The following is a 19383-nucleotide window of genomic DNA, read 5'->3' as shown; positions in this document are numbered from 1 at the left end:
CGTCCCTCGACACCCATGAGGCAGCTTACGGAGCCCCCCTGTCGTCGCAAGGTCTTTCGTGGGCGCGCCAGGGAGCCTGTCAGGCGAGCATGTGTGCGGCGCGCGGCGCGTGTTGGCCTTAATGTTTCGAAATGTCGCGCAAGCCACCCCCACCCGAGGCCCCGCCTGGCGCTCCCGCGACGGAGCTGCACGTCTGTCACAACTGCATGGTGCGCCTGGACTCGAGCCTGGGCGGCGTGGATCTGCCGCGCCGCATCCGCGAGGCCGTGGCCGCGCGAGGCCTGGGACCGACGACGCGCGTGTTCTCCTCGGGATGTCTGGGCGAGTGCCCGCTCGGCCTCGTCACCGTGCTGGTGCTGCCTCCCAACGGCACGGGCTCGAGCCTCCAGCTCATCGACGCGGCGAAGGACGGCGAGGACCTGGCCGAGCGCCTCGCGAACCCACCGCCGCCAGCTGGGCGGCCTTGAGCAGCGCCTCCACCATGGGCACGCAGCTCGCCTCGCCCTTGCCCGCAATCGCGTAGGCGGTGCCGTGGTCCGGCGACGTGCGCGGCACCGGCAGCCCCAGCGTCACGTTGACGGTGCGCTCGAAGTCCAGCGCCTTGGCCGGGATGAGACCCTGGTCGTGGTACATGGCCAGCACCGCGTCGTACCTGCCGGCGATGTCATCCGGCCTGGCGAACAGGCCGTCGGCGGGGAGGGGCCCGTGCGCGTCCACCTTCGCCGCGCGCGCCCTGCGGATGGCGGGGCCGATGACCTCCACCTCCTCGCGTCCCAGCAGGCCACCCTCGCCCGCGTGTGGATTGAGCCCCAGCACGGCGATGCGAGGCTTGCGGCCCACCACCGGCTCCAGGCTGCGTGACAGGAGCTTGAGCTGCGCGACGAGCTTCTCCACCGTGAGCAGCGAGGACAGCGAGGACAGCGGCACGTGGTTGGTGGCCAGCGCGATGCGCACGCGCGGCCCGTCCATCATCATGAGCACGTCCGCGCCGAACGCCTCCGCGAGCACCTCCGTGTGGCCCATGAAGGGAATGCCCGCGCGCGAAATCTGCTCCTTGGACACCGGCGCGGTGCACAGCGCGTCCACGTGTCCCTCGCGCATCGCCTCGATGGCGCGGGTGATGAACGCGAACTGCGCGCGGCCGCCGACGCGCGAGGGCTTGCCCGGCACGCGCTCCGGCTCGTTCAGCCGCGTCACCTCCACCACGGTGGGGGACTCGACGCGGCCCAGCGCGGCGAGCTCCACGCGGGCATAGCGGCGGAAGAGGGGGAAGCGCTCCAGCGTGGGCCCGTCCCCGAAGACGACGGGGATGAGCGCGCGACGCACGGCGGGGCGGGCCAGGGCACCAGCCGTCACCTCCGGCCCGATGCCCGACACATCACCCAGGGAGATTCCGACGAGGGGGAGGCTCACGCACCCGAGCATCCCCCGCCGGACCTCCGTCCGGCTACATCTTCACTTCGACGTTCGCCTTCTGCCGCAGCTCCTGCACGTACTGGTCGAGGAACTTGTCCGTCTTCTCCTGGAGCAGCTTGTTCTCCAGCTTCGGACGCATCTCGTCGTACGAGGTGGCGGCCACCGAGCGGCGCTCCTCCACCTTCAGGATGTGCCAGCCGAAGTTGGTGCGCACCGGCTCGCTGACCTCGCCCTCCTTCAGGTTGAAGGCGACCTTCTCGAACGCGGCCACCATCACGCCGCGCTTGAACCAGCCCAAGTCTCCGCCGTCCTGCGCGCTGGGGCCCTCGCTGCGCGCGCGCGCCAGGGAGGCGAAGTCCATGCCCTCGCGGCGGGCCTCCTGGGCGATGCCCTCGGCCTTCTTGCGCGCGGCGGCCACCTGCTCCTCGGTGGCCTTCGGGTCCACCTGCACCAGGATGTGGCGCGCGTGGACCTCCGAGTCCTCGCTCTCCACGCGGGCGTACTGGTTGTAGGCCGCCTTCAGGTCCTCCTCGGTGACCTTCACCTTGGGGCCCACCTTCATGCGCAGGAGCCTGTCCCGCAGGATGCGCTTGCGCAGCATCTCCCGGTAGGCCTTCATCGTCAGCCCCTCGGCGGCGAGCACCTGCTCGAACTGCGCGGGGTCCGTGATGTTGTTCTGCCGGCGCACGTCGTTGACCAGCTCGTCCACCTCGCCCTCGGTCGCGGAGATGCCCATCTCCGTGATTTCGGACTCCATCAGCTTCTCGCCGATGAGCGTGTCGAGCGCCGTCTTCATCAGCTGCGCGCGCATCTCCGCGCGCTTGCGTGGATCCGGGTCGTTCAGGCGCGACACCTCCGGCGCCGCGCGCTGCTGCACTTCCGACAGCGCGATGACGTCGCGGTTCACCACCGCGGCCACCTTGTCCACCAGCTCCGCGCGCGCCGACGTGGCGCCCCCCAGGAGCGCCGCCGCAGCGACGAATGCCACCAGCTTCTTCATTCCGTGCATCCTTCCGCACCACCCAGGCGCCGTCCAACCTTCCGACGACCCCCTGCATTTCCCGTCACTTCGCCGCCTGCGGGACCACCGCGGGCACTCCGCGGATGGCCTGCAGCGTGGCCTCGTTCACCTGGACCTGCGCCTTGTCCCGCAGGTCCTTCTCGAAGGCTTCCTGGGCCTCGGTGCGCTTGTGCTCCAGCAGCTTGGCCTCCACCCACTGCCGGGCCTCGGCGAAGTCCCGCTTGCGGGCGGGCTTTCGCTCCAGCACCTTGAACAGGTGGTAGCCGTACTCGGTGGACACCACGTCCGAAACCTGACCGACTCCCAGCTTGAATACCACCTCGTCGAAGGCCGGCGGCATCTGTCCTCGGGGGAAGAAGCCCAGGTCGCCTCCCACCTTGGCGTCCGCGCTCAGCGAGTACCTGCGCGCCAGGTCCGCGAACTTCTTGCCCGACTTCAGCTGCGCCTGCACCCGGCGGGCCTCGTCCAGGCCCTTCACCACGATTTGCGCCGCGTGCACCTGCTCGCTCTCGTTCAGCTCCGCCTCGTGCGCGGAGTAGTAGGCGCGCAGCTCCTCCTCCGTCACCGCGACGCGCGAGTACACGTGGCTGGCGAAGAGCTTCTCAATCGTGAGCCGGCTCGCCTCGCGGGCGCGCAGCTCCGCCATGGACAGCTGGCCCTGGGCCAGCACCTCGTTGAAGTTGCCGGCCGGGTAGTCGCCCGACAGCCGCAGCACGCCCCGGTCCACCTCTTCGGGCGTGACGGTGAGGTTGTTCTTCCGGGCCGCCTGCAAGAGCAGCATCCGGTGGATGTACGTGTCCAGCAGCGTGCGCTTGAAGGGCTCGATCTCCTCCGGCGTGCGCTGGGACACGTCCGTGGACGCCAGCTCCCGGGCCAGCTCCTGCTCGAAGTCCGTGCGCGACAGCACCTCGCCATTCACGGTGGCGACCACCGTGTCTTCCGGCGCGGACTTGACCGGGGTGTTGCAGGCCGGGCCCAGCGCCAGGGCGAGCACCAGGGACAGAAGGGGGGCGCGGGTGGGAGAAAAGCGCATGCGCGAGGTCCTGGGGGAAGGGTGGGGGCGACTCCCAAAGGTGGGGATGGCCCCCCGAGCTGGCAAGCGAGCCCTCATGGGCTGTGCGCCCTGTCGGACGCCCCGTCGTCGCGCCGCCCGCCGTCCCGGGCGCGCTCGGCCGGCACGTGTCCACCAGGGGCGGCGGCCAGCGGGGCGGGGCGTGGGAGGCGGGGGGACAGACTCATGGGGGAGAGGCTCAGCGGGGTAGCACGCGGCCGAGGAGGGGACAACCCGGGCCCAGGCCCCTCACGTCGGCCGGCTCACGGCCGGGTGGCGTGCGCGGAGAGGAACGCCTCCACCAGGGGGAAGATTTCATCCGGGGCGCGCCGGCCCAGCACCAGGTCCGCATGCCCGTAGTCCGCGCCGAAGCCGTGCCCCCGCCCGGCGACGAGGAACTTCACCGGGCCGCCCAGGGCCTCCTTCGCCCGCGCCACCGACATGGGCGGGGCGAGCAGGTCCTTGCTCCCCGCAAGCAGCAGGAAGGGGATGCGAACGTTCGACAAAGCCTCGCGGTAGTCGAAGCCGCCGTCGTAGGTGGTGAAGCGGTTGGTCGAAATCCACCGGGCGAACTGGCGCCCCACGCCGCCGGCGATGTTGGCGGGCACGTTGGCCAGCGCGCGCCGCACCACGTCCGGCTCCATGTTCTCCGCCAGCATCATGTACCGGCTCAGCGGGCCCGGCGGCGCGCCGAGCAGCGCGATGCTGGTGACGCGGCCGGTGGGGATGACCTTCAGCCGCAGGAGCGGCTCCACCTTCTGGATGAAGGTGCGCAGCCCCGGCTGCACCGCGAAGGTGAAGGGGCTGCCCAGGATGGCCGCCGCGCGCACCGGCGCTTGCGGATTTCGCGCCAGGTGGGCGTAGAGCATCAGCCCGCCCTTGGAATGCCCCACCCAGAGTACTTCCTTGGAACCGGTGGAGACCACGGTGCGCAGCGCGGTGCGCACGTCGTGCTCGGCCTGATCATCGAACGTGAAGTCCGAGCAGTCGCCCGCCAGCCCCCGGCCGCGCAGCTCCATCACCCACGTCTCGAAGCCCGAGCGGGCCAGGTAGCGGGCCAGGCTGTACTGCTCGTCGAAGTCCAGGTGGAAGCGGTTGGCGCCCAGCCCATGGCAGAGGATGACGGGCTCGGCGTGCCGGCGCTCCCCTCGGGCGTGGTAGCGCCCCAACGAGATGGCCGCGCCGTCGTCCGTGGGCACCCGATAAAGCTCGTCCGGGCGGAACGTCAGCGTCAGCAGCCCCTCTTTTCCGCGCGTCATCGTCCGCGAGAAGAGGTCCGCCATCCGCCCCAGCCGCGCCGCCTGTCTACGTGTCACACCCCTACTCTACGCCGGTCCAGGGCTCGTTGCCGTGTCCAATCCTGGGCAGTCACCCCTGTCGGCAGGGGGGTTGCAAGGAGATGTAGGCATATCCGTTCGGAGGAAACTGGATGCGGCAAAACCGGGCAATCAAGGAAGCATTGTCATCCTTCATCGCCACCGTTTTTCCCACAGACACCCTCCTGCGTGCCCTGAGGGTGATGGAGCGGCACCAGGTACAGCTGTTGGGCGTGGTGGGGGAGGGGGGCGGGCTGATGGGGTTGGTGAGCGAGCAGCACATCCTGGCGGCGTGGCGGGGAGATCCGCTGGCCCCGGTGTCGGCGGTCATGGCGAGGGTGGGCGAGCCTCCTCCGGAGCGGCAGCGCTTCCGGCTGAGGTTGCCGAAGCTGACCCTGCGGCGTGGGGGCAAGGGGCGCCTGCCCACCTGACGTCCGGGGGCGCGCCGGGCGCGGCGTGGCGCTACAGTGGCGCCCCCCGTGCCGGACGACGCCCCCCGCTGGACTGTCTACATGCTGCGCTGCCGTGATGGCTCGCTCTACACCGGCGCCACCAACAACCTGGAGCGCCGGGTGGCCACCCATGGTCGGGGGCGGGGCGCGGCCTACACGCGGGCGCGGCTGCCGGTGACGCTCGTCTGGAGCGAGGCGGCCGAGGACCGGAGCGCGGCCCTGCGGCGGGAGGCCGCCATCAAGCGCCTGTCCCGGGGCGACAAGCTGCTGATGGTGGAGGCGGCCCGTCCACCCGCCAGGCGTCGCCCGCGCTGAAGGCGGCGGCTCGACGTCATACCTCGGAGCGGGGATGTCTGTTGCTCGGTGAGCCTTTCTCCGCGCATGTGTTTTCATCCCGGAATCCGGGTCTTTTCCGTTCCGGATGCCGATACACGAAACCCGGCCCACGCGTTACCGTGCAGTCATTCCTCACAGCAGGGGTCGGTCATGCTTCGGTCTCGTTCGGGAGTCTTCCTCGCGTTGGTCATCTCCGCCCTGGGTACCGGTTGCGGGATGGTGGTGAACCACTCCCCCGAGGTCACCGCCGGGCCCATCCCCAGCCCGAAGACGGTGGCGCCGGGCGAGGTGGTGCAGATGCTGTTCGAGGTGAAGGACCCGGACGGGGACGGCATGGAGTACTACTGGACGCAGTCGCCCGCGGAGCCCGCGGGCCGGTTCAGTGACCCTCACGCGCGCGCCCCCACGTGGACGGCGCCGGACGTGGATGGGCCCAAGCACTTCCTGCTGCAGGTCAACGTGGTGGACAACGAGGGCGGCGGCTTGCTCGGCACGGCGCCGTCGGTGCTGGTGCGGGTGCCGTAGTGCTTCAGGGGGCCGTCTGGGGGGCGGCCGGGGGCGGAGCGCCCGTGTCCCGGGCCTTGCGGTTGGCGCGCATGACGAAGAGCACGCCCAGCACCAGGAAGATGAAGGCGCCCACGCCGGCGCCGATGGTCTGGTAGTGGATGAGGTCCGTGGTGACGTTGCGAATCACCTCGGGCAGGTTGCACATCGTCTGGCTGGCCAGCGGCGTCTCGTTGTACCAGCCCAGGTAGTTGGGGCCCACCCAGGACGCCACGAGGACGCCCAGCAGCGTTCCCAGCAGGACGAAGTTGAGCAGCGTCTTGGCGGCGTTCATGGGCAAGCACCTCGGAAGGAGGACGGCGGGCCGTGCTTAGTATGTGCACGGCGCGCGGGCCAGGGGGGAACGTGTTAAGGGAGGGGCGTGCCGCTGCTCCCGCTCGCCCTCCTGTTCAGTCTCGTCGCGCTGGTGTGCGCCGCCTTCCTCCTCGTCCACGCCTTCCGTCGCAGCGTGGGCACGGGGGTGATGGTGCTGCTCATCCCCTGCTACGTGTTCTTCTACGCGTTCAGCCAGTTCGAGCACCGCCACAAGGGCTTCATCGTCGCCGGTTTCGTGTCGTGTGCGGCGCTGGCGGCGGTGTTCCTGGGGCTGGGCGCGCATGCGCTCGCGCCGCCGCCCATCCGCTTCCCGCCGCCGGGCTTCTGACGCTCCGCCGTGGCGCGCTGCGGCCTTCATCCGGAAGAGCCCGCGGTCGCCACCTGCGCGCGCTGCGGCACCTTCCTGTGTGCCGAGTGCGTGGAGCTGGTCCCGGAGGGCTCCGTGTGCGAGCCGTGCCGGGCGCGGCTGCGCATGGACGGGCCCGCTTCGCGCGTGGCCTGGGGTGCGCTGGGGTTGGGCGTGGCGGGGCTTGTGCTCCTGCCGTGCTCGCTGGGGATTCCCCTGCCGCCGCTGGTGGCGGGCGCGGGCGCCCTGGTGCTGGGGCTGCGTGAGACCGGGCGCATCCGCAGGGCCGAAAGCCCCGTCCGGGGGAAGTGGCCCGCGCGCGTCGGCTGGGTGCTGGGAGGGCTGACGCTCCTGCTGGTGCTCGTCTGGGTGGCGATGTTCCTGTTCCTCGCCATCGACAGGTGAGGCCCGTCGTCAGACGCCGCGCTCGTTCGGGTCCCACATGTACTTGTGCATCTGGAGCTGGAAGCGGACGGAGAGCCGGTCCTCGATGGTCCACTCCGCCAGCTCGCGCGGGTGCAGCTTGCCGAACACGGTGGAGAACAGCAGCGAGAAGGGCTTCTCGGTGAGGCGGTGCTCGGCGATGAGCGCCTTGGACCACTCGTAGTCCTCGCGCGAGCCGATGACGAACTTCACCTCGTCGTTGGCGTTCATCGACGAGAAGTTGCGCAAGTCGTTGCGCGCGCACTCGCCCGAGGACGGCGTCTTCATGTCGACGATCTTGTGCACCGCCGGAGGGACCAGGCGCACGTCGATGGCGCCGCTGGTCTCCAGCAGCACGATGAGCCCCGCGTCGAGCATCGACTGCATCAGCGGATACACGCCGGGCTGCAAGAGCGGCTCGCCGCCCGTCACCTCCACGCGCGGCGTGCGCAGGGCCTTCACCTGCTCCACCACGTCCGCGTTCTTCATGCGCGTGCCGCCGTGGAAGGCGAACTCGCTGTCGCAGTACGTGCAGCGCAGGTGGCAGCCGGTGAGGCGGACGAAGGCGCACAGCAGGCCCGCGTGCGAGGACTCGCCCTGGAGGGAGAGGTAGATCTCCTTCACCACCACGGAGTCGGCGGTGGGGACCAGACGGGGCTCGATGTGCGGACGCGCGGCGGGCATGGCTTCTTCGTGAGACGGGAGGGAGCGGCGCTTCAACCCCAGTCAGCCCACGAGGTCAAGCCGCTCCCCCAATCCCGAGCCAACGCCCCGGCCGCGCCACCGGATTCCCCGCCCGGCCCCAGGGCGCCAGGGGGCGGGAACCCCGAGCAATCTGGAGGACTTGCGGCTGTCCGGACGCCCGGGTGCGCCCAGGCCTTCAGGTGCCGGCGGTGCCCTGACGGGGCGGAGCGGCCTCGGGCTCCGCGGTGGGGGCGGCGGCCGTGCGGTGGTGATGCACGGGGCAGCCCTTGGGGAAGGTGCCCAGCTTCTCGACGTCGAAGCCCTGGGGGTAGGTGCGCAGGTTGGAGCCCTCGCGCCCGAACAGCGGCGTCTCGCGAGGCGACAGCGCGTAGCGCACGAACCGGCCGCGCAGCCACAGCGCGGAGCGGAACACCTTCCGGCTGAGCGAGGACGGGCGCGGGTAGTGGAAGGCGTCCAGCAGCGCATCCTCCATGAGCGTGCGCGCGAACAGCGTGACGAGCGGCTTGGGCGCGAGGTTCGACGGAGGGAAGGTGGTGAGCAGCTCCAGCGTGGCGTCGGCGACGGCGCGGCTGCGCGTGTCGAAGGCGAAGTGCTTCGCCTCGTAGCCGTCCATGAAGCTGACGAAGTCCTCGTACGTCCCGGGGATGTCCTGGATGCCCATGTGGCGACCCATGGCGCGGTAGTAGTGCGTCCACGCCGTCACCTCGTGGGGCGTCAGCGCCCTCCAGCCGAACTCCGCGAGCCAGCGCACGGGCGTGACGACGAAGGTGGACAGCACGTAGCGCATGTCGTCGTTGGAGATGTCATAGGCGCCGTGCATCTGGTTCATCCGGCGCAGGGCCGCGCGCCCCGCGGTGCTGGCCATGCCGTGCTCGAGGATGGCGTCGAGGATGAGCACGGTGTCGTCGTAGCGCTTCTGGGGGCGCGCGGTGAACTCGCCGGTGTCGTGCAGCAGCACGCCGATGCTCGGCACCGCGTAGGTGCGGAACAGGGCGAAGCTGAGCGCCTGGGTGATGTCCCAGGGGAACTCCTGGGTGGCGAGGATGCGGACGATGTCCTCGTACTGCGTCACCGCGTCCAGGCGGTCGGTTCGGTCGCGCAGCGCGAAGCGCTTCATCCGGGTCCCTCCTGCGAGAGCTGGCGGGCACTGTACCGAATGCCCGTGGCGCCCGCTTGTTGGCACTCGCGGGCTCACCGCCCGGTGGGAGGGCGGGCCTTCACGCGCTCGACGAAGGCGTCGATGAGGTGTCGGGCGATGCTCAGGCGCGGCGGGACGCGGGGCAGGTTGTCCGGGTGGAACCAGTGGGCCTCGGCGATCTCCTTGCCGTCGACCTGGATGTCGCCGCCCGCGTACTCGGCGGTGAAGCCCACCATCAGCGAGCGCCCGAAGGGCCAGGGCTGCGAGCCGAAGTAGCGGATGTTCTTCACCTCGATGCCGACCTCCTCCTTCACCTCGCGCGCGACGCACTCCTCCAGCGACTCACCGGCGTCCACGAAGCCCGCGAGCGTGCTGAACATGGGCTCCGGCAGGGTGGAGTTGCGCGCGAGCAGCATCGTGTCGCCCCGGGTGACGAGGACAATCATCGCGGGGGAGATGCGCGGATAGAACGGAGTGTTGTCCACCGGGCACCTGCGGGCGCGCTCTCCGGAGACGAGCTGCGTGGGCTGGCCGCAGCGTCCGCAGAAGCGGTGCTGCACGTCCCACTCGGAGATGGCGAGCGCGCGCCCCGCGATGGCGAAGCGCACCTCGTCCAGCCGCTTGTAGAGCGCGCGGGCGGGCACCAGCGTGGTGCCCTCGGGCGGCGTGAAGTCCCGGGGAAGCGGCGCGGTGTAGCAGTCCACGCCGTCCAGCGTGCCCAGGTAGTGCGCCGCCGGGACGACGTCGGGGAACGCCGCGCCGGTGGGCAGGACGATGGCGCCATCGCGCTCGGAGATGAGCAGCTCCATGCCGCGCGCGAGGAAGAGCAGCGCGTTGTCGCGAGGACGCGCGGGCGGCTCGTGGCTGGGGAGGAAGATGGGGGTGGGGCTCACGGGGGGCAGCTTAATGGGCCGGGCCCACGCACGCAGGACTCGTTCCGGGGGCCCCGGGTGGCTTCACGGGGGCGTGGCGCGGGGGGCTGGGACGTCACGTCAGCCCTCCCTCGCGTGGGGACGGGGGCTTTCAGGTGCCCTGCTCGATGAGCTCGACGCGGTAGCCGTCCGGGTCCTCGACGAAGGCGATGACGGTGGTGCCGTGCTTCATCGGCCCCGGCTCGCGGACGACCTTGCCGCCGGCCTCGCGGATGGCGTCGCACGTCTTGCGGATGTCCTTCACGCCCAGGGCCACGTGGCCGTAGGCCGTGCCCAGCTCGTACTTCTCCACGCCCCAGTTGTGGGTGAGCTCCAGCGCGGGATGCGTGTCCTCGGGGCCGAAGCCGACGAAGGCCAGGGTGAACTTCCCATCGGGGTAGTCGCGGCGGCGCAAGAGCGTCATGCCGATGATCCGGGTGTAGAAGTCGAGCGACTTCTCCAGATTCCCCACGCGCAACATGGTGTGCAGGATTCGCATGCCGCGCTTCATAACGCCCCGGGCGCCGCGCGTCTCGCGCGGGCTGTCGGCACTCGGACTATGGGTTCACGGAGGACTCGTTCGCCCGGACCTTCCGTGGAACGGTGAACGTCCCCACGGCCACCCGGCCATCGGACATCGGCCGTCCCGGCGCCTCGAGCAGGGGCACGCGCGACTGGTCGCCGCCCGCGTGCCACAGCCCCACCATGACCGTCCACTCGCCCTGGGGCCAGCCGCGCGTGGACACGGAGAACGCGTCGCGCAGCAGCGTGTCCCTGGGTGCGTCGGTGAAGAACCAGGTGCCGCCCACCACGTCGTGGTCCGCGCCGAGCCGACGACCGTCCGCCGCGACGATGTGCACGAAGATGCCCACCGAGCGCGGCACCGGCCCCGTCACGCGCCAGTTCAGCACCATGGACGCGATGCCCTCCGCGTCGGGCTCCTCGGGAATCTCCGCGGCCACCAGCTCCACGGGCACACCGAAGCGTGCGTTGATGGGCGTGGCCTTCGCGGGCAGCTGCGCCACCGTCAGCGGAGAGCCATCCTGGTTGCGCGGGTCCGGCTTCGCCACGGGCTCGCTCCAGGCGGTGGCCACGGCGCCCCACGCGACGAGGGGCACCAGGGCCACGCCCACCGTCGCGGGCCAGGACAGCCGCTGTCCCCGACGCTCGCGCCACAACAGGAAGCCGAGCCCCACCCACGCGAGCACGGACACCAGGGTGCCGCCGAGCCCCGAGCGGGGCAGGAAGCTCAGCACCACCTGATGGCGACCCTCGGGCACGCGCACGCCGAGCAGCCCGTCGCGCGAGACGACCTCGCCCTGTGAGGACTTCCAGCCGGGGTGCCAGTTCTGGTTGACCAGCAGCACGGTGGGCCGCGTGGCCTCCACGTCCACGGTGACGCGGTTGGGCGTCCACTCCACGCGGCGCGCGGTGCCGGAGCCGGGCTCCTCCAGGTACTCCTCCTGGTTCAGGTCGCCGCGCAGCTTGGAGGACATGGGCACGGGCCACGCTTCACCGCAGGCGATGGAGCCTCGGTTGAGCGCGAGCAGGTGGCCTTGGGACCAGCGGTTGCCGCGCGCCTGCGCGAAGGGCTGCTCCTTCTCGACGGGCTGCGGAATCATCTGCGCCCAGTGAGAGAGGTTGTCGAAGGCGCGAAGCTGGAGCCCCCAGCTCGCCAGGGCCACCGCGCACGCGGCCGCCGCGGCCCAGGTCCACCGCGCGGGCGAGCGCCACGTGCGCGCCAGCAGGACGGCGAGGCCCAGCGCGGCCAACTCGGCGAGGAAGAAGCAGGTGGGGACGAGGAAGCGCTCGGGGTAGCGGAACGTCTCGAAGATGGGCAGCGTGCGCAGGCCCGCGAACAGGGACGGTGACGCCGCGTAGCCCGCGGCCATCCACGCGCAGAGGCCGGCGACGATGGCGGGGTACAGCGCGCGCCGCCACGCGAAGGCGAGGGCCGGCAGCGCGAGCGCGAGCGCGGCGGGGGCGAAGTAGAAGTTGCCGGTATCGCTGTAGCCGGAGCGTGCCGGCAGCTCGAGCAGCATCTTCACGAGGGGCGTGAGGTCGTTGCCCGGCGTGCCGGCCATGACGCGCGGCGAGGAGCGCATCGTCTCGAGGATGGGCCACAGGCGGAAGGCACAGGCGGCCAGCGTGAAGCACGCGGTGGCGCCCAGGGACCACAGGGCCTGGAGGCGGCGGGGCGTGCCGCGAAGGGTGTAGAGCGAGCGGCCCGTCTCGAGGACGACGAAGAGGGCGCCCATGGGCACGGGGTAGGTGCCGCCGAAGGCGAGCAGCAGGGAGAAGACGGCGGCCACGAGCGCGGCGCCGGACAGTCTGCCCTCGACGGCGCGGCGGGTGCCGACGAGCAGCCACGGCAGCAGGAGGAAGCCCGCGAAGTTGAGCCAGCCGATGGACCAGGACAGCGCGGTGAAGCCCATCAACCCGAAGAGGGGCGCGGCGCCGAGCGCGCCTGCCGCGGAGCCCACGCGTCGTCGGGCGTAGCGGAAGAAGCCCTCCATGCCGAGCACGAGGAACATCCACAGCAGCACGGGCTCCGCGCGGCGCGGACCGATGAGCGAGGACACCAGAACGGTGGGCGCGAAGACGCGCGTCTGCGGACTGCCGAGCGCGTACTGGCCACCGCAGGACCAGGGGTTCCACAGCGGGAGCTGTCCGTAGTGAGTCACGCTGCGGGTGCCCGCGTCCTCGTACGAGTCGAGCAGGTGCGAGTCGCGGAAGTCGTTCAGCCCGCCGGCGACGGACAGGGGCCGCCAGCACGCGATGAGCGCGATGACGCCGAAGAGGGCCAGGCGCACGCTGGTGAGCGAGGCGGCGCGGTGCACGGCGCGGAGCAATCCGTGGGACGAGGTCGTCATGCGCGAAGGGGCGCGCCGTGGAGCGCGAGAGCGGGAGAGGTGGCTCGCATCCGTCGAGGATGGAGTGAGGAAGCGGTGGGGCGGAGCGCTTCATCGGCTCCGGGCGGCGTCACGCGCGAGGTACTTCCGCGCATCGGCGAGTGAACATCGGCTGTCGCCGCCCATCCAGAATGCAGTGAGGAAGCGGTGGGGCAGAGCGCTTCATCGGCTCCGTACGACGTCACGTGTGAGGTGCTCCCGCGCATCGGCGAGAGCGCATCGGCCAGCGGCTCCCACCGAGGAGCCAATGAGGAATCGGCGGGGCGATGCGCTCCGTCCGTCCCGGGCGACGCCTCGTGTGGGAGGCTCGCCCGTGGCATCGGGAGGTCAGCGACTGTCGCTTCCCACCGTGGTTGCAGTGAGCAACCGGCGAGGCCAAGCGCTCCGGTTGCCCCGGGCGACGTCACGCGCCGGAAGCCCCCTTGCGTCGGAGCGCACTCCTCATCCGCCCGCTCGCGAGCGCCGCCGTCGCGCGAGGCACGCGCGGACCACGCGAGGTGAGAGGTCTCGCCGCGCATCAGTCGTAGAACGGCCGTGGCTTGCACGGGCTCGCGGTGGCCTTGCGAGGCGCCGTCACGGGCGACGAGGCGCGCAGCTCCGTGTCGATGGCGTCGAACACGTCCGTGACGGGCACATCGCGCCGTCGCGCCTCGCTCATCACCCAGCCGCGCTCGGAGGCGCCGAAGTCGTCATCCTGGGACCAGTGGTCGCCGGGGAACGAGTGCATCGAGCGCCGCCGCCAGTGGGGCTCGGCCTCCGCGGCCATCCTGCCCAGCAGCTCGCGCTCCTCCGGGGACAGGCGCCGCGAGGGGGCCCTCACCTCCGAAGTCACCGCCCGCGCCACCACCACGCCGCCGCACAGCGCGAGCCCGAGCCATCCCGAGAGTGCCACGCGTCGCCAGTGCGCCTGCGTCTTCGTCATCGTCATGGAGCCCACCCGTCGTCGATGGGTTCCTACTCCAACTCCCACGGCCGCATCACCCGAATCCTCCGCCCGAGACCAGGCGGGCGGAGCGCCGTCCGTCCGGCCTCAGGAGCGGTCGTTCTCGTCGGTGTCCGCCTCCAGCTCGTACGGGTTCGCGAGCAGCCGGTGCGCCCCCTCCATCATCTCCACCACGATCTGCCCGGCGGGCTGCACGCTCTCGATGCGCGCCATGCTGGAGCCGCTGGCGGGCAGCACCATCTCCTCCAAATCCCCCTGCGTGTCGGGCGTGGGCACGAAGGCGCTGAAGCGCGGCATCGTGTACAGCGCGTCACCACCCGCGAGCCCCGGGAACAGCCGCGTCGTGCCGATGGTGTCCTGCGTCTGCGTCGGCGCCTTCGCCTCCCGGCCCGCCCACTCGCGCACCACGCGGTTGCGCAGCACCCGCTGCCTCGGGCCGCTCCACTCCGGACCGAAGAGCGTGGTGAAGTCCGAGTCGCGCGCGTCCCCGTCGACCAGGCGCTGCTTGTAGCCCGGGTGCGCGTACGCCTCCACGGAGGCCACCATGCGCGTGCCTACCCAGACGCCGTCCGCGCCGTGATACATCGCGCGCGCCGCGCTCAGCGCGTCCGCGATGCCTCCCGCGGCCAACAGGGGCAGCTCGCTCGTCAACGCGCGCAGCTCCCGCACCAGCTTCAACGTGGGCGTGGTCCCCCGGTTGTAGCCCGCCGCCTGTCGCCCCTGCGCGATGAGCCCGTCCACGCCGAGCGCCAGCGCGTCCTTCGCGAACTCCACCGAGCCCGCCTGCACCCAGACGCGGATGCCCGCGGCCCTCAAGTCCTTCACCCACGCGGCCGGAGGCAGGGCCCAGTGGAACGCGACCACGGGGACACGCTCGCTGATGCACGTGTCGATGTGCTCGCGCGTGGTGAGGTCCCCGGCCCGCGCATGGTCCAGGATGAAGTCCACGCCGAAGGGCCGCTGCGTGCCGGCGCGGATGGCCTGGATGCGAGCGCGCAGGAACGGCGCGGGCTCGGGCGCAGAGCCCAGCATGCCGATGCCACCTGCTTCCGACACCGCGATGACCAGCGGCGGCAGCGCCACGAAGGCCATGCCCGCGCTGACGAAGGGGTAGTGCACCCCCAGGTCCTTCGTCAGCCGCGTGTGCAGCGTGTTGTCCTCCATCACCTGGATGGGGCGGCGAGGCGCGCGCTCGGCCTCCGCGTCGGAGGCGAGGCCCTCGTCCTCCAGCTCGCTGTCTCTGGGAGCTCCCGAGGGGCCGGCCCGATGGGAAGGGGGCGCGCCGCGTCCGTCGTTCGTTCCGTTCATCGTCTCTCCTCGATGTCGCTGGCTCGCTGACCGCGCTGGAAAGGTTACCAGCATCCCCCGGTTGTTGAGGTCAGGGGGCGACACGGCGATGGTCCGCCCGGATGCTCGACGACATGCGCCGGTGTCCGCTGGTGAGCACCGCTCACGCGCCTACGTCCCGAGTGACTTCCGCATGTGCCGATGTGGAATGCCGACTTCCAGGAACGCTTCCGCGTACGTGGAATAACCCAGCCGTTCGTAGAAGGGGACGACCGCCTGTCGGGCATGCAGGTGGACCTGGGTGAGGCCTCGCCGCACGAGCTCCGCCTCCAACGTCCGGACCAGTCGGGCGCCCAGTTGGCGGCCCTGGAGTTCTGGCGTCACGGCCATCTGGAACAGCCGGCCACCCCGCGGGTCCTCGGGATGGAAGAGGACACAGCCGAGCACCTGTCCGCCCACGTGCGCCACCAGATGGAGGCTTGTGTCCTCGAAGGGGAACGTCACCTGCTCGCGCGTGTAGCCGAGCGGCTCGCGCAGCACCCGGAAGCGCAGCTCCAGCTCCCCGGCATACAGCGCGTGGCCGGGTTGGATGAAGTCGAGCGCGAGCCCGGACGGCGCGGCGCCGGACGCGCTCATCAGAACGTCCCGGTCAGCTGCAGGGTGAAGGTGCGACCGTACTGGGGCACCGGCGCGATGGAATTCTCGTCCGACACCGGAATCCGATAGCTGGTGTCGAGCAGGTTGTGGACGCCGGCGAAGTAGCGCAGCGGGCCGTAGTCACCGGAGAGGCCGAAGCTGATGAGCAGCGCCTCGCCGCTGTCGGCGCCGCCCTCTCCGGTGGGGCGCGCGCTCTGGTAGGTGGCCTGGGTGGCCAGCCGCATGTCGCCGCCGCCGATGGGCATCAGCAGGCGACCGGAGACCAGGTGCGCGGGGGCCGCGGCGGCCACCTCGTCCGAGGCGTTGCGCAGCCGCACGTACGAGTAGCTCATGTCCACCAGCAGGTAGCGACCCGGCTGCCAGTGCACGCCTGCCTCCGCGCCCCACGCCAGCGTGGTGCCGCTGTCGTTGCCGAACACGAGGCACTCGGTGGAGGTGCCGCACTGGCCGGAGGGGTTGGCCTCCTCCTGCAGCCGGACCAGGTTGGAGATGCGGTTGTGGTAGCCGGCCACGGTGAGCCGCAGCTCGTCCGTCAAGTCGTGGCCGTGCTCCAGCTCGAAGGTGGTGATGGTCTCCGGGTCCAGCGCTTCCGGCGCGGCCTGGGTGATGCCGTCCGCGTAGTGCAGCTCGTAGATGGTGGGCGCGCGGAAGGCGTTACCGGCCACCAGCTTGGTGAGGCCCGCGTCGTAGGGGCGGGCGATGAGCGCCACGCGCGGCGTGATGGGGGTCTCGTCCACGTCCGTGTACTTGTCCAGGCGCAGGCCCGCCGACAGGCTCAGCCGGGGGTGCAGCTTCCACTCGTCGAGCAGGTACGCGGACAGGATGGTGCGCGTCTTGGTCTCGAGGATGGGGCCGGGGTTCGTCGACTGCCGCACGCCCAATTGGCCCTGGGCCTCCACGCCGAGGGTGAGCCGGTTGCCCTCGAACAGCCCCACCTGCGCGCGCAGCTCCGCGTTGACCCAGTCCGCGTCGCCGGTCTCCTCGCGCGGGCCGCCGGCCGACTCCTGGTACACGTAGATGCCGTCGTAGCGGCTCAGGTCGAACGAGCCGCGCGCGGACAGGCTGAAGTTCTCGGAGAACTCGTGCTCGTAGCGGCCCTCCGCGAAGAAGCGCAGGTCCTTCACGCGGTTGCCCTCCGTACCGGGGACGGTGCCGTAGGGCGCGGTGGGCAGCTCCTTGGAGCGCACGTTGAGCATGGCCTGGAAGGCGAAGTCGCCCACGCGCGCGCGCATGGAGCCGGTGGCGGCGCGCTCCGCGTCGAGGCCGGTGACCAGGTACTCCCGGTCGGCGAGCAGCCGCGTGGTGTCCGCGCCCGAGGCCGTCAGGGCCGCGGCGCTCACCAGGATGGAGCGGTTGCCGCTCGCCCACGCCGCGGTGGCGTGTCCACGCGTCGTGCCCAGCGCGCCCACGGCGCCCGTCACCTCCAGGTGCTTGTCCTGGCCGAGCGACTCGCGGGGCACCACGTTGATGACGCCGAAGAAGGCGCCGGTGCCGTAGAGCGAGCTGCCCGGGCCGCGCACCACCTCGATGCGCTCGATTTCGAGCAGGTCCACGTTGAAGTCGTGCGCGGCGAAGCCCTGGCCGGCCCACACGTCGTTCATGGGGTGGCCGTCCCAGAGGATGCTGATGCGCGTGTTGAGGTCGCCCGGGGGCGAGAAGCCGCGCACGCCCAGGTAGGTGTACGTGCGGTCGTCGGTGAGGAAGAAGCCGCGCACGCCCGACAGCGCCTCGGCGAGCGTGCGCCAGCCGAACGCGCGCAGCTCCTCCTGGGTGAGCACCGTGGTGGAGGCGGGCGCGTCGTCGACGGCGACCAGGCTCTTGGACGCGGCGCGCACGGGCGGGGGCGCGTACCTGAGCTCCGCGTGGACCTTCACCTCCTGGTCGGCGATGACCGTCACCTTCTGGCGCAGGGGGCGCACCTCGCGGCTCTCGACCTCCAGCTGGTGCTCGCCCTCGGGGAGGGTGACGACGGTGGGCGTGAAGCCCGCGGGCTGGCCGTCCACGCGCACGGTGGCGCCGTCGCGGTTGGCGGTGACGACGAGCCGGCCCGAGGGGCGGTCCTGCACGCGCAGCGACACGGAGAGCGGCACGCTGCCGTCGGCGGGCACGTCCACCACGTACTGGCCGGGGGCGTAGCCGGGCGCGCGCACGTAGAGGATGCGCTGGCCGGGCGGCAGGCGGGCGCGGCCGGGCAGCTTGGTGATGACGGGGCCGTTGGGGGCGTCACGCACCTCGGCGCCCTCGGGGGTGCCGGTCAGCTCCACGCCGCCGGTGATGAGGAACAGGTCGAAGGTCTGCTCCGTCTCCTTGCCGCGCGCCACGGTGACGGTGGCCTCGGTGGGACGGTAGCCGTCCTTCTTCACCATGATTTTGTGCCGGCCCGGCGACAGCGCGAGCGTCTGCGGCGAGCGGCCCCGGCTGCCCAGGTCCATGCGGTCCACGTAGACGTCCGCGCCCTTGGGCACGGTGGTGACCTTCACCAGCGCGACCTTGGGGCGCAGCCGGTCCAGCGAGCGGGAGACCTCCGAGGCGTCCTCGGTGGGCAGGTCCTCGGTGAGCAGGTCGTTGTAGTAGCGGTACGCCTCGTTGAACTTGCCCAGCGCCTCGAAGCAGCGGGCGATGTTGAAGAGCACGTTGCGGTTGGGCACCAGCCGGTAGCTGGTGAAGTACGAGCGCAGCGCCTCGGTGTACTGCCCCTTGGCGTAGGCGTCATTGCCCAGCTCGAAGGCGATATCCGCCTCGTCGGCGTTGTTGTCCGCCCACGAAGGGGAGGACAGGAGCAGGAGCGACAGGACGAGCAGGCCAGAGCGTGAGGGAACCATGGGGCGGCGACATTCTTCCCTCTATGGAATGGGAGGTCCATGGGGGCTTTTGGGTGGGGGTTCAGATGTCAGACCCATGAAGTAGGAATGAGTGGACACGCGGTATGGGGTGGGGTTCCACTTCGGGGAGGCGGCGCGGATGTTGGAGGGGTGGGGTGCGGGCGGTGAGAGGAGCAAGGCGATGGGAGAAGGACCGAAGCGACCGGCGACGTACGAGGACCTGCTCGCACTGCCGGAGCATGTGGTCGGGCAGATAGTCGACGGGGAGCTCATCGTGATGCCCCGGCCGGCGAGTCCGCATGCGAAGGCCAACTCGGGTTTGTATGGCGAGCTCTATGGTCCCTTCGAGCGGGGACGAGGCGGGCCCGGTGGGTGGTGGTTCCTCGTGGAGCCGGAGCTGCACTTCCGCAAGGACGTGCTGGTGCCCGACCTGGCGGCCTGGCGAAGGGAGCGGATGCCGGAAATCCCGGACGTGCCGTATTTCACGCTCGCGCCGGACTGGGTCTGTGAGGTGCTCTCTCCCTCCACGGCGCCGTTGGACCGGGTGAAGAAGAAGCGCATCTACGCGCGCGAGGGTGTGGGCCACGTGTGGCTGGTGGACCCGAAGGCACGCACGCTGGAGGTGTTCCGACGGGACGGGGCGCGGTGGGTCGAGCTCGGCACCTACTCGGGAGACGAGCGGGTGCGGGCCGAGCCCTTCGAGGCGCTGGAGCTGGCGCTGGGCGACCTGTGGCTGACTGCGGAGGTGAAGCCCGGGTCGCCCTGAGC

21 protein-coding genes are annotated in these 19383 nt (G+C 71.0%); 7 read left to right on the top strand and 14 right to left on the bottom strand.

Annotated elements, in window-relative coordinates; genetic code table 11:
- Positions 1–131 precede the first annotated feature (131 nt).
- Positions 132–467 (top strand): (2Fe-2S) ferredoxin domain-containing protein, encoded by a 336-nt coding sequence (locus OWM54_RS18440; RefSeq protein ID WP_223749787.1) that lies wholly within the window; start codon positions 132–134, stop codon positions 465–467.
- Here OWM54_RS18440 and pdxA read toward each other — a convergent pair.
- From pdxA to OWM54_RS18420, 4 genes are all read right to left on the bottom strand, one after another.
- A complete protein-coding gene (pdxA, locus tag OWM54_RS18435) occupies positions 391–1413 on the bottom strand; it encodes a 4-hydroxythreonine-4-phosphate dehydrogenase PdxA (protein WP_267698349.1) in 1023 nt (340 codons plus the stop codon). The genes OWM54_RS18440 and pdxA overlap by 77 nt on opposite strands.
- A gap of 34 nt (positions 1414–1447) precedes the next feature.
- Positions 1448–2416: a peptidylprolyl isomerase gene (locus tag OWM54_RS18430; protein ID WP_223749789.1), complete on the bottom strand. Its 969-nt coding sequence runs from the start codon at positions 2414–2416 to the stop codon at positions 1448–1450.
- Positions 2417–2480: 64 nt separating this feature from the next.
- Positions 2481–3470 carry a peptidylprolyl isomerase gene (locus tag OWM54_RS18425; protein ID WP_223782277.1) on the bottom strand — a complete coding sequence of 330 codons (990 nt, stop codon included), beginning with the start codon at positions 3468–3470 and terminating at the stop codon, positions 2481–2483.
- 281 nt (positions 3471–3751) lie between these two features.
- Complete coding sequence (locus tag OWM54_RS18420; RefSeq protein ID WP_267701144.1) at positions 3752–4771, bottom strand: alpha/beta fold hydrolase; 1020 nt, start codon at positions 4769–4771, stop codon at positions 3752–3754.
- A 236-nt stretch (positions 4772–5007) separates the two neighbouring features.
- Here OWM54_RS18420 and OWM54_RS18415 point away from each other — a divergent pair, with 236 nt between their 5' ends.
- The 3 genes from OWM54_RS18415 to OWM54_RS18405 all read left to right on the top strand — a co-directional run bounded on the left by OWM54_RS18415 (position 5008) and on the right by OWM54_RS18405 (position 6117).
- Positions 5008–5235, top strand: coding sequence for a hypothetical protein (locus tag OWM54_RS18415; protein ID WP_370640400.1), 228 nt, complete (start codon positions 5008–5010; stop codon positions 5233–5235).
- 81 nt (positions 5236–5316) lie between these two features.
- Positions 5317–5571 carry a GIY-YIG nuclease family protein gene (locus OWM54_RS18410; RefSeq protein ID WP_141333092.1) on the top strand — a complete coding sequence of 85 codons (255 nt, stop codon included), beginning with the start codon at positions 5317–5319 and terminating at the stop codon, positions 5569–5571.
- Positions 5572–5742: 171 nt separating this feature from the next.
- Positions 5743–6117 carry a hypothetical protein gene (locus OWM54_RS18405; protein WP_141333091.1) on the top strand — a complete coding sequence of 125 codons (375 nt, stop codon included), beginning with the start codon at positions 5743–5745 and terminating at the stop codon, positions 6115–6117.
- A gap of 4 nt (positions 6118–6121) precedes the next feature.
- On the opposite strand, the gene OWM54_RS18400 is transcribed toward OWM54_RS18405, so the two are convergent.
- The gene (locus tag OWM54_RS18400; RefSeq protein ID WP_223749791.1) at positions 6122–6430 is read right to left on the bottom strand and encodes a hypothetical protein; all 309 of its coding nucleotides are present in this window, start codon (positions 6428–6430) and stop codon (positions 6122–6124) included.
- 87 nt (positions 6431–6517) lie between these two features.
- Here OWM54_RS18400 and OWM54_RS18395 point away from each other — a divergent pair, with 87 nt between their 5' ends.
- Complete coding sequence (locus OWM54_RS18395; protein WP_046710668.1) at positions 6518–6799, top strand: hypothetical protein; 282 nt, start codon at positions 6518–6520, stop codon at positions 6797–6799.
- A gap of 9 nt (positions 6800–6808) precedes the next feature.
- Positions 6809–7222, top strand: coding sequence for a B-box zinc finger protein (locus OWM54_RS18390; RefSeq protein WP_267698348.1), 414 nt, complete (start codon positions 6809–6811; stop codon positions 7220–7222).
- A 9-nt stretch (positions 7223–7231) separates the two neighbouring features.
- Here OWM54_RS18390 and OWM54_RS18385 read toward each other — a convergent pair whose 3' ends face one another.
- The 9 genes from OWM54_RS18385 to OWM54_RS18345 all read right to left on the bottom strand — a co-directional run bounded on the left by OWM54_RS18385 (position 7232) and on the right by OWM54_RS18345 (position 18615).
- Positions 7232–7924, bottom strand: coding sequence for a radical SAM protein (locus tag OWM54_RS18385; protein WP_267698347.1), 693 nt, complete (start codon positions 7922–7924; stop codon positions 7232–7234).
- A 196-nt stretch (positions 7925–8120) separates the two neighbouring features.
- Positions 8121–9062 (bottom strand): oxygenase MpaB family protein, encoded by a 942-nt coding sequence (locus OWM54_RS18380; RefSeq protein ID WP_267698346.1) that lies wholly within the window; start codon positions 9060–9062, stop codon positions 8121–8123.
- Between the two features lie 74 nt (positions 9063–9136).
- The gene (gene nudC / locus OWM54_RS18375) at positions 9137–9976 is read right to left on the bottom strand and encodes an NAD(+) diphosphatase (protein ID WP_223749794.1); all 840 of its coding nucleotides are present in this window, start codon (positions 9974–9976) and stop codon (positions 9137–9139) included.
- Positions 9977–10106: 130 nt separating this feature from the next.
- Positions 10107–10493, bottom strand: coding sequence for a lactoylglutathione lyase (gene gloA / locus OWM54_RS18370; protein WP_223749795.1), 387 nt, complete (start codon positions 10491–10493; stop codon positions 10107–10109).
- 58 nt (positions 10494–10551) lie between these two features.
- Positions 10552–12867 (bottom strand): hypothetical protein, encoded by a 2316-nt coding sequence (locus OWM54_RS18365; protein ID WP_267698345.1) that lies wholly within the window; start codon positions 12865–12867, stop codon positions 10552–10554.
- Between the two features lie 556 nt (positions 12868–13423).
- Positions 13424–13834, bottom strand: a complete 411-nt coding sequence (locus OWM54_RS18360; RefSeq protein WP_223749797.1) for a hypothetical protein — start codon at positions 13832–13834, stop codon at positions 13424–13426.
- Positions 13835–13936: 102 nt separating this feature from the next.
- A complete protein-coding gene (locus tag OWM54_RS18355; RefSeq protein WP_223749798.1) occupies positions 13937–15157 on the bottom strand; it encodes an NAD(P)H-dependent flavin oxidoreductase in 1221 nt (406 codons plus the stop codon).
- A gap of 150 nt (positions 15158–15307) precedes the next feature.
- Positions 15308–15772: a GNAT family N-acetyltransferase gene (locus OWM54_RS18350; RefSeq protein WP_267698344.1), complete on the bottom strand. Its 465-nt coding sequence runs from the start codon at positions 15770–15772 to the stop codon at positions 15308–15310.
- A complete protein-coding gene (locus OWM54_RS18345; RefSeq protein ID WP_267698343.1) occupies positions 15772–18615 on the bottom strand; it encodes a TonB-dependent receptor domain-containing protein in 2844 nt (947 codons plus the stop codon). Before OWM54_RS18345 ends, OWM54_RS18350 begins: the two co-directional genes overlap by 1 nt.
- Before the next feature lie 181 nt (positions 18616–18796).
- Here OWM54_RS18345 and OWM54_RS18340 point away from each other — a divergent pair, with 181 nt between their 5' ends.
- Positions 18797–19381 carry a Uma2 family endonuclease gene (locus OWM54_RS18340; RefSeq protein ID WP_141333526.1) on the top strand — a complete coding sequence of 195 codons (585 nt, stop codon included), beginning with the start codon at positions 18797–18799 and terminating at the stop codon, positions 19379–19381.
- The last annotated feature ends 2 nt before the right edge of the window (positions 19382–19383 follow it).

The sequence above is a fragment of the Myxococcus sp. MISCRS1 genome (assembly GCF_026626605.1).
Taxonomy (GTDB): domain Bacteria; phylum Myxococcota; class Myxococcia; order Myxococcales; family Myxococcaceae; genus Myxococcus; species Myxococcus fulvus.
This window is presented reverse-complemented; position numbering and strand designations above follow the sequence as displayed.

Bases quoted from the DNA above. Each gene is read 5' to 3' on its own strand.
- OWM54_RS18440 (WP_223749787.1), top strand. From the start codon at position 132: ATGTCGCGCAAGCCACCCCCACCCGAGGCCCCGCCTGGCGCTCCCGCG.
- OWM54_RS18415 (WP_370640400.1), top strand. From the start codon at position 5,008: ATGGAGCGGCACCAGGTACAGCTGTTGGGCGTGGTGGGGGAGGGGGGC.
- gloA (WP_223749795.1), bottom strand. From the start codon at position 10,493: ATGCGAATCCTGCACACCATGTTGCGCGTGGGGAATCTGGAGAAGTCG.
- OWM54_RS18345 (WP_267698343.1), bottom strand. From the start codon at position 18,615: ATGGTTCCCTCACGCTCTGGCCTGCTCGTCCTGTCGCTCCTGCTCCTG.
- OWM54_RS18405 (WP_141333091.1), top strand. From the start codon at position 5,743: ATGCTTCGGTCTCGTTCGGGAGTCTTCCTCGCGTTGGTCATCTCCGCC.
- OWM54_RS18340 (WP_141333526.1), top strand. From the start codon at position 18,797: ATGGGAGAAGGACCGAAGCGACCGGCGACGTACGAGGACCTGCTCGCA.
- OWM54_RS18385 (WP_267698347.1), bottom strand. From the start codon at position 7,924: ATGCCCGCCGCGCGTCCGCACATCGAGCCCCGTCTGGTCCCCACCGCC.
- OWM54_RS18430 (WP_223749789.1), bottom strand. From the start codon at position 2,416: ATGAAGAAGCTGGTGGCATTCGTCGCTGCGGCGGCGCTCCTGGGGGGC.
- OWM54_RS18410 (WP_141333092.1), top strand. From the start codon at position 5,317: ATGCTGCGCTGCCGTGATGGCTCGCTCTACACCGGCGCCACCAACAAC.
- OWM54_RS18425 (WP_223782277.1), bottom strand. From the start codon at position 3,470: ATGCGCTTTTCTCCCACCCGCGCCCCCCTTCTGTCCCTGGTGCTCGCC.
- OWM54_RS18400 (WP_223749791.1), bottom strand. From the start codon at position 6,430: ATGAACGCCGCCAAGACGCTGCTCAACTTCGTCCTGCTGGGAACGCTG.
- OWM54_RS18360 (WP_223749797.1), bottom strand. From the start codon at position 13,834: ATGACGATGACGAAGACGCAGGCGCACTGGCGACGCGTGGCACTCTCG.
- OWM54_RS18365 (WP_267698345.1), bottom strand. From the start codon at position 12,867: ATGACGACCTCGTCCCACGGATTGCTCCGCGCCGTGCACCGCGCCGCC.
- OWM54_RS18380 (WP_267698346.1), bottom strand. From the start codon at position 9,062: ATGAAGCGCTTCGCGCTGCGCGACCGAACCGACCGCCTGGACGCGGTG.
- OWM54_RS18420 (WP_267701144.1), bottom strand. From the start codon at position 4,771: ATGGCGGACCTCTTCTCGCGGACGATGACGCGCGGAAAAGAGGGGCTG.
- OWM54_RS18355 (WP_223749798.1), bottom strand. From the start codon at position 15,157: ATGAACGGAACGAACGACGGACGCGGCGCGCCCCCTTCCCATCGGGCC.
- OWM54_RS18350 (WP_267698344.1), bottom strand. From the start codon at position 15,772: ATGAGCGCGTCCGGCGCCGCGCCGTCCGGGCTCGCGCTCGACTTCATC.